Here is a 12,020-nt window from a genome sequence, read left to right as displayed (position 1 = left end):
TTCCAACCTACTCCCTACGTTTGTAGCCTACCAAATCCCATGGAGGTATGCTACGCAGTGCCGATTTTGAATCCTATATCAATTACTTCAGGCAGTTTGCCCAGCTCAGCCCCGATATAGAGTACTTTCTCTATGGAGGTGTTGAGCTGGGTATTCAGTACGCCACCGGAGCGGACGGCTTCAACTACCCGTTTATGTGGCTCGAACAACCCGAAATCATTTCGGATGACAACGACGCCAGTCAGCTGACCGAGATTTACTACGGGGGCGTGAGTATCATTTTTGCTCCGCCACTTGACCGGCCACAGGAGCAAATCCAGGCTGAAATTGATTCGATTCGGATCATTTACAAACTCCAAAAACAAATGCGGGCCGATAACCGGTCCAAAGGCTTTGTGCACTGCAACCTGGCTAAAATGAGAAAGTCGGCCGTAGATCGTGCCTGGGCAAATAACCACCATGGGTGGAGACTCGAATTTGAACTTCACCTGAACGCAAATGGATTACTTAGCTAGTATTACCCCCAAAGATCTGGCGCTCTCCAAAAACCCGATCATTGTAAATGTGGATCCGGTTAGTCCGGCAACTTTTCCCGTTCGCGCCGGTCTGCGGTATTTGCTGGATGTCTACACGCCGAAGTTTTTTCAGGCATCAGAGTATGCCCTTCTCACCACGCTGGAAGCTTCGGAAGAGCCGCCCAAAAACTTTGCCGTTGTGGTCACCTACGCAGGTGCCTACTTTGATCTGGCCGAGCTGCTTCACTCGCAGCTGATGAGCTGCCCGCCTGCATTTGGTCAGCAGGTGATTTCGGTCTGCGATACGTTAACTTCGTCCTTCTACACAAAGGCCCGAAGGTTTGAGGGTGAAACACTGATTGATGAGTCTCTTTTTCCAACCGGCACCGTTTTCCGCGCCGGTATCGGCCCTGCGGACTATGCCGATTTTCAGGCTACCTTTTTTACCCGCTACACCGAGGGGCGGAAATTTCTGACCTATAAACCTGATGGCCTGGGCATTCGCCCGGATCAACCCGAATTCCTCACTTTCCTGACTAATTTCAGTCCGACCCCGGCTGAATTGCACCTTCGGGTTCAGGTGCAATTTGATGATTTTACCCGGCAGACCTTTACAGCCCAAACCCTGGCAGGCATTACGGCCATGACGGCCTACTGCATTCCGGTCGGGGTACAGGCGCTTGGGCTCATGGATCTGGCCAAAACAGTGCAGAGATATGAGGTCTGGCTATCCAATGAAAATGAAGAACGGCTATCGGAAACACGGACTTATATACTAGATACTACGCACCATCGACAGGTGCGTTACCTGATTTTTGAAAATAGCTTAGGAGCATTTGACACAATTGCCTTTACCGGCAGCGGCAGTGAAAGTTTGATTGTCGCGCGCCAACTGGCCGATCGGTTTACGGGCTTTGACTTTCTGCCCACATCGAGCGAGCAGGTGATCAACCGGGTTACGGGAGAACGACAGCTGTCAGTAGCCTTTGGCTATCCGGCTCATCAGGCCAAGGCTCAACGGGAGTGGTGGCAGGAGCTTTATTTTTCAGAGCAGTTTTATCTGATCACCGATCGGGAAATGATTCCGCTACTGCCATTGACAGAATCCTACCTGCCGCTGGATGACGCCGAAACGCTGATCAACCGGTCCATGACCTTCCGCTACACCAATGCCGAGCGGTCGTACAGCAAATTGCCGATACTGCCTCCGGTACCAGCCCGGCCAACCTCATGGCGTGGGGATGCCCCGGCTTGTGAAACGAACGCAGTTACTGGCCTGCGGACCAATTTGAAAAGGTATGGTTTGCTGGTAAAATACTACCTTGATACGGGTGAAGATGTAAAACCCTATACCCAAAAGCCCAACAATCCAGGCACAGAAGGCTACATAGGATCCTGGATAAGCGCCGATTGTGCGCCGGGTTTAACCACATTTCTAAGTGAAGAAATCAGCGGGATGTCTTCGTACATGAAAGTTGGTTGCCCAAACGGCTACGTAGGTACCCGCTGGATGATCACCATTCCGGCCGGTGTGTACGGCTCGGAAAGCAGTCAGACAGACGCCAATGCCAGGGCCCAGGCAGCCTGGTTTGCATTGGATACGCAAAACAACGCCAACCTATACGGAAGCTGCGTATTGGCAACTCCAATTCCGCTTGGACTACGAAATGATTGCCCCGGCGATGGCATCGGCTTTACGGGTGCGGCCTATAATCCGATTGCGGCTGTCCGCAAAAATGAGGTGGAAGTTATTGCCAATACTGCATACAGCATTGATGTGCGCTATGCGGCCGCTGGTCTGATAGCAGGTACCTACACGCTGGACATCAAGGCGTCTTTTGCGTCGGCTCCTACCCTGCCATACAAGGTCAGAATCCCGACTAAAAACCTGTCCAGTCCGATCCTGAATGGAAATCAGACGTTTCGTTTTGCAAATGTGCCGGTAGCCTGGGGCGATGATGAACTAATCATAGTCATTGAACCCGCCTGAGCATGATTGCAGATGATTTAAGTCAGGAGATTCTTGATCTGGCTACGGAAATTACCCGTGATGCGGTAGGCTATTTTGAAAAAGCCATTGAGCGAAGCGGGTTGCTCCTGACCTCTGAGCTCAGAAATAGCTTTGAGTACCAGATCAACCATCAGGCCGGGCAGCTGGCCGTCTCCGGAGACATTTACTTCAAAGGCTACGGCCGGATGAAGGACATGCGCTCGCTTACCTACCTGAATATGCCATCCGTGGATGTGTTGGAAGAATATGTTGATAAAGTGGGGCTGGACAAATTTGCCTTTGTGAACCGGTTTGGGCAACGGAAGCTCCCAACCAAGCAATCAGATGCCCGGCACATTGCCTGGGCCATTGCTATGCACAAAAAACGAATAGGCACCGTCCGGAGAAAACGCAGCTCGACCTGGTACAACCGTACCAAGGTGGATTTTATGAATGTGATGCGACGGCGAATGATGGAACGGACGCAGGTGCTGGTAATGAGAGCGTTGAAAGAGCAGGCAGAAGGCAAGTAGAAGTGGGGAACAACTTCCTTAGACTGATTCTAAATTTCTACAATAGTATTTGTATACAAAGATGTTGTGCTATCTTGTCACCGTTAGAGAATCAATCAAAACCTAAGTCGAGTTGGCTGAATTGGAGCAAGGTAATGTAATAGCATCATTATCCAGTTACGCAACCAATTGAGTTTCATACTACAAAATATTTTGCTAAAGCGAGACCTACTTGCATAATGTGAAAGGGAAGTGCTAAATCCAAGCTTTGTGCATCTAATGAATTTTATTGCTCAAAATACCAGCCTTCGCAAAGCGGCAAAACGATATGCACCATATCAAAAGACGACAACATAAAATATGACAGATATACTAAATAACCCTTGGGTAACAGGAATTGGAGGTGGAATAATCAGTTCTTTAATAGTATTTTTTGTAACGAGGTACTTTTTTAGCAAACGTGAAAAAAGAGAATATTTACAAAAAATAGAGACTGCAAACAATGAAATATTGTATTCAATTAGGCCACTTGTAATTGAAAAGAAAATCCCAACTAAGGAAATCCTTTCAGCAGTAAGAATTTCGACAGCGAAAAAATATGGTGTAAAGCAAGAAGATTTATATAATGAATTCTCTCTTTCAAATGACTTAATCAATGAAATTATGGCTAATTCATTTTTAAGTTCAGAACAGAAATTAGATTTCTGCGGCTTATTAAACTCAATGAAAGAAACGGGAAAAGGAGAAAGTACACAAAAAGAAGTTGAAGTAATTTACTTAAACGAAAAGGACAATATTTCTTCTAAGTACAACAGTATTTTGCTAGCAATGACAACTTTTGCAATGGTTCTAACAATGACATTATTCATAACAAACAGAGCTACTGAAAAAGACAATTTAAGCTTACTTCAAGATAAATTACCACTATTGACAATTGCGACTTTAATTCCAATTATAGCAATGATGCTTCTTTACACTTTAAGACTTTTAAGAGATAAGGATAAAGAAAGACATAAATTGTATGAGAAACTAAGAGAATTAAAGGAGGAAAAAGAGGAAACAAATGAAAAAGACGGTAATTAATGGCCATTATAAGTCATTTTAAAAGAAGACGGAATGACAATAATCGAGCAAATAATTGATGAACTATCAAACTCAGAAAAATCTCTGACTAATCCATTGTTAAAGACAAAAGTATTAGCGACGAGAATTAGCAATGAGGAACTGATGAAATGGACTAACGATGAACTCAGCGGATATAAAGAGAAGGAGCTTCCGACATACCGTCTTGGAACATCAAACATTACTTGCACGATGCAACAAGGATTTGACACTTATGAGAATGTGCCCTTGCCTTTAATGGTATTTCAAAATACGTTTATAGACGATTTATTACAATTTCGATTCAATGACAGTATTCAAACTTTAGAGAATCAGGAAAGAGAAAATAGGAATGGGATAATTTATAAAGACTTCGGTCCTGATATGTGTGCTATTCTGACAAAGATGGCTATTGATGCTGGACAACGATTTGCTATTACTACAATGAGCATGGTTGTTCACGTCAGTCAGATAACGCAGGTTCTCGCAGAGGTTAGAGCAAAACTTTTAGACTTTATGCTTCAATTAGAAAAGGAAGTTCCCAATTTAGACGAGTTAATTAAAAATAAATTAATTGTAAAAGAAAACGTAAATGAAAAAATTGGAAAGATTTATAATCAGACAATAATTAATACAAGTGGCTTTGGAAATACAATAACAACAGGGGAAGGAAATTCCGTAACTTCTAACATAAATATAACTCTAGGCAGTGTGGCTGACTTGAAAAGAGAGTTAGAAAAGAATAGCGTGCCTGCTAAAAATATTGACGAAATAATTCAAATCGTCCAGGAGGAAGAGCCAAACAGAGAAACAAAGAAGTTTGGTACAAAAGCAAATAAATGGGTTCAAAAAATGGTAAGTATGACACTTGACGGGACTTGGCAAATTGGGACAGGTGCTGCTGGCGGACTTCTTGTTGAACTTTTAAAAGCCTATTATGGAATTCATTAAACACGCAGCAGGAAAAAAAACGGATTATAATTCACATTTGGCGTCACGTGGGGCGAAGTGGCAAAATATAAGTTCAATTTTCCAATTAGCCTTTTGTGCAAGTTTGAAAGCTTTGTGTTTCAAAATCTCTAATTATTTATAACAAAATACTCTAAAAGACGACACCATTAAAACAAAAAAAATAAATTATGGAATTAACAATTACAAACTGCAATAATATTGATAGTGGTAAAATTGAAATCACTAAAAATAAACTAAATATTAAATTTGGGATAAATGGTACAGGAAAAAGTACAATTACAAGAGCTATAAAATATTCAATTGATTCTCCGGAATTATTGAAAGAATTAATCCCATTTAAGCATAGAAATTCAGAAATTGAAATTGTCCCTGAAATTATAATGAATGAAGAAATTAAAAGTGTACTTATTTTTAATGAAGAATACTTAAATCAATTTTTATTTAAAGAAGATGAATTAATCTCAAATAGTTATGAAATTTTTATAAATACTCCTGAATTTAAGTTATCAACCGACCAAATCGAACAATTATTATCTGAAATAAAGAAAGTTTTTTCAGACAATGATGACTTAAATAAAATTATATTAGATTTTGAAAATCTATCCAAAAGTTTTGCAACTACACAAACTGGTCTTTCTAAATCTTCTGCATTATATAAGGGATTAAAAGGAGGGAATAAAATCCAACATATTCCTGATTCATTAAGAGGATACAGTAAATTAATTAAAGACAGAAGTTGTGTAAAATGGTTAGAATGGCAGAACAATGGCCTACAGTTTCTTGATATTTCTGACGATTGTCCATATTGCACTTCACCAACAACTGAAAATAAAGAAACTATAAAATCTGTATCAACATATTACGATAGAAATGTAATAAAGAATTTTACTGTAATTATTGAAGCATTAAAAAATCTTGGCGAATATTTTTCGGAAGACGCCAACTTAACACTTCAAACCATAACAGAAAAACAATCAGGTTTAGAAGAATCCGAAATGAATTATATTGTTGTAGTTAAACAACAGATTGACGATTTTTTATTAAAATTAAAGGCTTTAAAAAACATTTCTTTCGTAAGTTTTAGTGAGGATGAAAAGGTTGAAGAAAAGTTGACAAATCTCAAAATTAATATTGACCTATTTGATAGATTCAAGGCAGAAAAAACAAAGCAAATCGTTGAATCATTAAACACTTCACTCAATACAGTTCTTGAAAAAGTTGGTCTATTGCAAGGTGAAATCAACAAACAAAAACAAATAGTTAGATTGTTAATTAAAAAATACAGAAAAAGTATCAATTCATTTTTAACTAATGCAGGCTACAAATATACGGTTGAAATAATAAATGACAACCCCAATAATTATAAACTATTACTATTCCTTGGCCTGTGTCTCACAGGCCTTTCCCCAGGCCCAAAAAGCCAAACCTTTCTGAACCTGGGCGAAAGACGGGGTTTCTTTTTGGTATCCCTCCAAAAACAGGGGCCAAAAAGTAGGGTCAAGTCAAAAAGTTGATGTACCTTTCTGAACCCATCTTTTTGACCACATATGAACCAAGCCTTCGGTTATGCCCGCGTCTCCACCGCCGACCAGAACACCGACACCCAAATCGAGGCCTTACAGAAATTTGGCTGTGACAGGATCTTCCAGGAGAAGATCTCCGGACTTTCCATTCAACGACCTGCCCTGGACGAAATGCTTTCGCTTCTCCGGGAGGGCGATACGGTGGTTGTTTCCCGCTTCAACCGCCTAGGACGGAGCCGTGACCACCTCATTAATCTAATCGGAGAATTTGCCAAACAAGGCATCATCTTCAAAGCTTTGGACCTGGGTATAGATTTTAGCACTGCGGCCGGAAAACTAGTTATAGGCATCTTTGCTGCACTGGCGGAGTACGATCGGGAGATGATTCTGGAAAAGACCCGCGCCGGCCAGCTCCTGGCCAAGGCAAACGGCAAGCACATCGGCCGCCCCAGCGGCGTCAATGACGAGAACTATCAGAAAGTAAGAAAAGCCCTGGAAAGGGGGCTCTCCGTTACTGAGATTGTACAGCTGACCGGCATCAGCTTATCAAGCGTCAAGCGGTACAGGAAGGCATTGAACAAATGAGTAGTAAACCAAATCCATGGTCTTAGCGTGTAAAACCGCCCCGTTGGAAGAAGAACCCCGTCTACAACTATGTATCAAAACTAAAAACGCAGTTCACTAACGCCGTTTTTCGCCCATTTGTTAGAAAAACCTCCATTTGAAAAATGTTATCGCAGAAATTACGTAGGCAAATTATTAAAACTGCTGGTATCACCACTCCGCTAATAGCCTTGTTGGTGGTGATACCGGTATATACAGTCAGGGAAAAAAATTATTTTAATTTTTTTGTTGCCTGGCTGATGTTTTGCGCATTCACGGCTTTCTGCTGGCTGTTGAATATTTTATTGATTACCCTGGTCCGAAAAAAATGGATTCAAACCTGGATGCGGGTTTTGCTCAGCTCGTTTATCATGCTTGGAATAGGTTTTACAATTACCCTCACCGCCAATCTCAACGGATCGCTTACGCGGCTCAGTTTACCGCAAATGGTCATCTTGAGGCTAACCTACGTTTTATCCATCAACCTGATTGTGTTTATTCTGCTGGACCTGATCTTTAAAAGAGAATCCCAGCTTCGGCTGAACCGTGAAAATGCGGAATTGAAGTTTACCAACCTGGAAGCTGAATACAAATTATTGAAAGATCAGGTAAACCCGCATTTCCTGTTCAATGCGCTGAGTATTTCCAAAGCGCTGATTAAAAATAACCCCGAACAGGCAGAGCAATACATCAAACGGCTGTCTGATTTTTTAAGGGTTACCATACACATCAACCGGAAATCCGCTTCGCTAAAAGAAGAACTAGAATTGGCAGCAAATTTTATTGAATTGCAAAAACTGAGGTTTGGCGCGGCCCTTCTTTTCACAGTTAATATTGATGAAAGAAAGCTAAGCCAGCATATCCCTTTTTTTACATTGGTATCTCTTATAGAAAATGCGATCAAACACAACAATTTTACCCCCCAACAGCCACTGGAAATAACCGTAGTAACACAGGATGATATGCTGGTAGTTGAAAATAATGTGCAACCCAAATTTGTGCTCGGGCCATCCAAAACGGGCTTGGCCAACATCAACCAACGGACCAAACTACTTTCTGGAAACGACATTGAGGTGATAAGTAATGAAGAACAGTTTGCGGTAAAAATAAAATTGATCGTACCATGAATGTTGTGGTTATTGAAGACGAGAAAATTATTGCTGGTGAACTCTTGGAGTTAATCAGAAATCTGAGGCCAGGCTATGTTGTGAACGATGTATTGGAAACAGTAGAAACGGCCAAGAAATACTTTCGGGACCACCGCAACATTGACCTGGTATTCTCTGATATTCAATTAGGAGATGGCGTCAGCTTCGAAATTTTTAAAGAGGTGCCTTCAGACGCACCTATCATTTTTTTTACGGCCTATAACGAGTACTTGTTGGAAGCCTTCCGGGCAAACGGTATTGCTTATGTATTAAAACCCTTTGACGAAGCCGATATTGAAAACGCGATTGAGAAGTTTGAAAAGATCACGCAAAAGCGCCAAATCCCTATTGAAGAACTGCTAGCATATCTCAATAGACAAACGAAAGCCCCTACTGCCAAATCGATCCTCCTTCATCAAAAAGATAAAATTATTCCCTTAAATACCGACGACATAGCCGCAATCCATCTTGATAAATCGACCGTTAAACTGTACACCTTCAATAATACTATTCATTTTACGACCCAAACCCTGGAAGATTTCCAGGCCCTGCAATTACCTTATTTCTTCCGGGCCAACCGGCAGATAATAGTTCATCGTAAGGCAATTAAAGATGCTACCCAGTATTTTAACCGCAAAATGCTGGTTTCACTTCACATCCAATTTCCCGAACAAATCCTCATTAGTAAGGAAAAGATACCGGCCTTTCTCGAATGGCTGAAAAATGCCTGATTCAAATTGTCTGCTTTAATAGTGGTTTTGTCCGTTTCGCTGAAAATTTCATTGTATCCGCCTGGGGTTCGGTATAAGTTTACCCAAAAAGCGAGTGACTATGAAATGTTTATGGAGCATGCTACTTCTACTGGCCACTGTGACCGCATCGGCGCAAACAACATCCAATGATATTACCGGCAAATGGATGGCAGAAGACGGTTCAGCCCGTTTTGAAATTTACAAATCCGGCAACGAATACCGGGGCAAAATAACCTGGTTAAAAAACCCCAAAGGCAGCAAGGCAACCGACCAAAGAAATCCGGATAAAAGTTTACGAAACCGACCCATTCTCGGGCTTGAAATTTTAACCGGGCTAAAATATCATCCCTCTGAAAATACCTGGAACGGGGGAAGGCTATACAGCCCTGAAAATGGAGTGTATGCCGACGCAAGTGTGACAAGGGTTGACATCAACACCATAAAAATTCAGGGAAGAAAATACGGTGTGGCAAAAACCAAAACCTGGAAGCGTTATGAGGACTAAAATCATCTTAACTGCTTTTGTATTGCTAAGGGGATTAGCAGTTGGGGCCCAGTCAATTGACAGTACCACCATACAGAGTCTTGAAGAGCTTTGGCGGATAGCCCTGCAAAAAAACGGCAATCAGCAGGTGTATACCTTACAGAGGCAAAAGGCGGAAGCTGATTATAAAACGGCGCGGAGTTTCCTCTATCCACAGGCCGGAGCCAGTTTCAATGGGTTGGATTTTCTGGAACTGGCCACCACACCAGTACCAGGGGAACTGGTGGGCCAACCGGGTACAACGCTTGACTTGCAGTTCGGAAAAAAATATCAGTACAATGCCGGCCTCACGATGACAAAAGGCCTGTTTGACTGGCAGAAGAAATTTCAGGCTCAGGCTGCCAAAGAAAATATTGCCCTAACAGGAGCGCAACAGGGTGCTTTTGAACAAAGTCTAAAAACCCAACTGGCGCAGTATTATTATTCGTGGCAGGTAGCGAATGCCTCTACCGACATCTTCAGTAAAGACCTGGCCCTTGCCGATAGCATTCTGAAGCTTGCCAACCAGAAATTCAGCCAGGGGCTCATCCCGATCACACCGGTCAACAAAGCCCAAATTGATTATAACAATGTGCTGCAGAATATTTACCAGAGTGAGGAACTGAAACAGCTGGCTTTGAGCAATATAAAAAAACTTACCGGCATAGAGCTCGAAAACGACCTGGTACTTAGGCAGGAAACGGACCTGGTGCGTTTGTACACTAACGTCCCCGAATTGGGAATAGATCGAAACCTCCTGGTGTATCCACACAGTATTGCATCTGCCGATCACCAGTCCAAAGCGGCCAGAGCGGCTTTTTACCCCAGCTTGTCATTAATGTCATACACCGGCTCTCAGCAGTTCCGAAGTGACTTTGGTCTTTCCCTGCAAAGTAGCTCCTGGTCGGGTTATAGATACCTCGGACTTAACCTGAACGTGCCATTGTTTACCGGGTTTGCCACAAAGAATAAACTTCAAAGTGCCACCATTCAAAAGCAGATTGTGGAAGTGCAGTTTAAGGATGCCCAAAAGCAGAGTGCCATTAACGACAATGCACTGAAAACAAGTTTCAGCAATTACCTGAGCATGACCAATAACTCGAAAAAAACTTTTGAATTGTTTGGCGAAAACCTTGAACTGGCCCGCCAGCAATACGCAGAGGGGCTCATCAGCGTGGACAGCTACTTGAAAAGTTTTGAGGATTACCTCAGTGCCGAAAATATGTATCTGAATAGTTTGTCAAACCTGCTAATGGTGCAGGCATCTGTAAACGCCAGAAAATAAGGAAGTCATGAATAGAATACTAACAACCCTTGCAGGCCTATTGCTACTGTCAGCCTGCAAAGAGCAGCCAACAACAACGCCGCAGCGAAAAGATTTGGTAGATGCCGTTTTTGCCAGTGGAAATATTATCACAAAAGATGAATACAGGGTTACTGCAATGGCCGATGGATACCTTGAGGTAGCAAAGATCAGCGAAGGTGATACGGTGGCAAAAAATAAGTTGTTATTCAGGCTCAACAACAGTGTGCAGCAATTGCAGGTGGAAAATGCAGCCACCAATTACCAGTTTGCCAAAAGCAATGCCGACGGTAATTCGCCGCAGATCAGGGAACTGGAAGAACAGATCAGCCAGGCTATGCGTAAAAAGCAAACCGATGAAGCTAACCTGCAACGGTATGAAAACCTCATCAAAACCAATGCTGTTTCGAGAGTGGACTATGAAAATGTAAAATTGGTTTATCAAAACGACCTCTCGACCATTGCACAGCTGCAAAAAAGTCTTGACAACTTAAAGGATAACCTGCAGCTCAACAAAGCCAATGCCTTGAGTCAATACCAGCTGCAGCAGCAAAACAACCAGTACTACAACCTGACGGCCGATGGTGGAGGGACCGTCTTGCAGGTACTGAAAAACCAAGGCGACCTGGTAAAACGTGGAGAAACAGTAGCTGTCATCGGTTCCGGCAGCAAGATCATGAAGCTGTTTATTGATGAAGACGATATTGAAAAAATAAAACTGAACCAGCCCGTTTACGTTTCGCTGAATACCGCCAAGGGTACGGTTTATGAGGGGTATCTATCCAAAATCTATCCGTCTTTTGACAACAGTGCCCAATCCTTCATAGCGGAGGCCACTTTTACGAAATTCCCTGCCGTGCTGAAAGACGGTACGCAGTTGCAGGCCAACATTGTGGTATCCGAAAAGCAAAAAGCCCTGGTGATACCTACCGAATATTTGGTGGATGATAATACAGTTTTACTGAAAGAGGGCCAAAAGAAAAAAAACGTACAAACCGGAATTAAGTCAGCTGAATGGGTTGAGATTATCGGCGGGCTCAAAGAAGGAGATGTGATTGAATTACCCCAAAAGCAATAG

At 42.4% G+C, this 12,020-nt stretch carries 12 protein-coding genes; all 12 read left to right on the top strand.

Annotated elements, in window-relative coordinates:
- Positions 1–47 precede the first annotated feature (47 nt).
- Positions 48–515, top strand: coding sequence for a hypothetical protein (locus tag EZE20_RS06655; protein ID WP_132115814.1), 468 nt, complete (start codon positions 48–50; stop codon positions 513–515).
- Complete coding sequence (locus EZE20_RS06650) at positions 499–2,505, top strand: DUF5977 domain-containing protein (protein WP_132115812.1); 2,007 nt, start codon at positions 499–501, stop codon at positions 2,503–2,505. The genes EZE20_RS06655 and EZE20_RS06650 overlap by 17 nt, the downstream gene beginning before the upstream one ends.
- Positions 2,506–2,507: 2 nt before the next feature.
- Positions 2,508–3,038 (top strand): hypothetical protein, encoded by a 531-nt coding sequence (locus EZE20_RS06645; protein WP_132115810.1) that lies wholly within the window; start codon positions 2,508–2,510, stop codon positions 3,036–3,038.
- A 339-nt stretch (positions 3,039–3,377) separates the two neighbouring features.
- The gene (locus EZE20_RS06640) at positions 3,378–4,100 is read left to right on the top strand and encodes a hypothetical protein (RefSeq protein ID WP_132115808.1); all 723 of its coding nucleotides are present in this window, start codon (positions 3,378–3,380) and stop codon (positions 4,098–4,100) included.
- Between the two features lie 33 nt (positions 4,101–4,133).
- Positions 4,134–5,069 carry an AbiTii domain-containing protein gene (locus EZE20_RS06635; RefSeq protein WP_132115806.1) on the top strand — a complete coding sequence of 312 codons (936 nt, stop codon included), beginning with the start codon at positions 4,134–4,136 and terminating at the stop codon, positions 5,067–5,069.
- A gap of 188 nt (positions 5,070–5,257) precedes the next feature.
- A complete protein-coding gene (locus EZE20_RS06630; RefSeq protein WP_132115805.1) occupies positions 5,258–6,604 on the top strand; it encodes an ATP-binding protein in 1,347 nt (448 codons plus the stop codon).
- A gap of 33 nt (positions 6,605–6,637) precedes the next feature.
- Positions 6,638–7,198 (top strand): recombinase family protein, encoded by a 561-nt coding sequence (locus EZE20_RS06625; protein ID WP_132115803.1) that lies wholly within the window; start codon positions 6,638–6,640, stop codon positions 7,196–7,198.
- Positions 7,199–7,476: 278 nt separating this feature from the next.
- Positions 7,477–8,343 carry a sensor histidine kinase gene (locus tag EZE20_RS06620; RefSeq protein WP_165933427.1) on the top strand — a complete coding sequence of 289 codons (867 nt, stop codon included), beginning with the start codon at positions 7,477–7,479 and terminating at the stop codon, positions 8,341–8,343.
- Entirely contained in the window at positions 8,340–9,095 is a 756-nt protein-coding gene (locus EZE20_RS06615; protein ID WP_132115799.1) for a LytR/AlgR family response regulator transcription factor, read from the top strand. The genes EZE20_RS06620 and EZE20_RS06615 overlap by 4 nt, the downstream gene beginning before the upstream one ends.
- A gap of 118 nt (positions 9,096–9,213) precedes the next feature.
- Positions 9,214–9,621: a DUF2147 domain-containing protein gene (locus EZE20_RS06610; RefSeq protein WP_165933426.1), complete on the top strand. Its 408-nt coding sequence runs from the start codon at positions 9,214–9,216 to the stop codon at positions 9,619–9,621.
- The gene (locus tag EZE20_RS06605) at positions 9,611–10,924 is read left to right on the top strand and encodes a TolC family protein (protein ID WP_132115795.1); all 1,314 of its coding nucleotides are present in this window, start codon (positions 9,611–9,613) and stop codon (positions 10,922–10,924) included. Before EZE20_RS06610 ends, EZE20_RS06605 begins: the two co-directional genes overlap by 11 nt.
- 7 nt (positions 10,925–10,931) lie before the next feature.
- A complete protein-coding gene (locus EZE20_RS06600) occupies positions 10,932–12,020 on the top strand; it encodes an efflux RND transporter periplasmic adaptor subunit (protein ID WP_132115793.1) in 1,089 nt (362 codons plus the stop codon).

The organism is Arundinibacter roseus, assembly GCF_004348825.1.
In the GTDB taxonomy this organism is placed as follows: domain Bacteria; phylum Bacteroidota; class Bacteroidia; order Cytophagales; family Spirosomataceae; genus Arundinibacter; species Arundinibacter roseus.
Note: the sequence above shows the minus strand (reverse complement) of the source record. Positions and strands in the feature narration are given on the sequence as shown.

Coding starts and splice junctions, on each gene's coding strand:
- EZE20_RS06655 (WP_132115814.1), top strand. CDS start 48: ATGCTACGCAGTGCCGATTTTGAATCCTATATCAATTACTTCAGGCAG.
- EZE20_RS06650 (WP_132115812.1), top strand. CDS start 499: ATGGATTACTTAGCTAGTATTACCCCCAAAGATCTGGCGCTCTCCAAA.
- EZE20_RS06645 (WP_132115810.1), top strand. CDS start 2,508: ATGATTGCAGATGATTTAAGTCAGGAGATTCTTGATCTGGCTACGGAA.
- EZE20_RS06640 (WP_132115808.1), top strand. CDS start 3,378: ATGACAGATATACTAAATAACCCTTGGGTAACAGGAATTGGAGGTGGA.
- EZE20_RS06635 (WP_132115806.1), top strand. CDS start 4,134: ATGACAATAATCGAGCAAATAATTGATGAACTATCAAACTCAGAAAAA.
- EZE20_RS06630 (WP_132115805.1), top strand. CDS start 5,258: ATGGAATTAACAATTACAAACTGCAATAATATTGATAGTGGTAAAATT.
- EZE20_RS06625 (WP_132115803.1), top strand. CDS start 6,638: ATGAACCAAGCCTTCGGTTATGCCCGCGTCTCCACCGCCGACCAGAAC.
- EZE20_RS06620 (WP_165933427.1), top strand. CDS start 7,477: ATGTTTTGCGCATTCACGGCTTTCTGCTGGCTGTTGAATATTTTATTG.
- EZE20_RS06615 (WP_132115799.1), top strand. CDS start 8,340: ATGAATGTTGTGGTTATTGAAGACGAGAAAATTATTGCTGGTGAACTC.
- EZE20_RS06610 (WP_165933426.1), top strand. CDS start 9,214: ATGCTACTTCTACTGGCCACTGTGACCGCATCGGCGCAAACAACATCC.
- EZE20_RS06605 (WP_132115795.1), top strand. CDS start 9,611: ATGAGGACTAAAATCATCTTAACTGCTTTTGTATTGCTAAGGGGATTA.
- EZE20_RS06600 (WP_132115793.1), top strand. CDS start 10,932: ATGAATAGAATACTAACAACCCTTGCAGGCCTATTGCTACTGTCAGCC.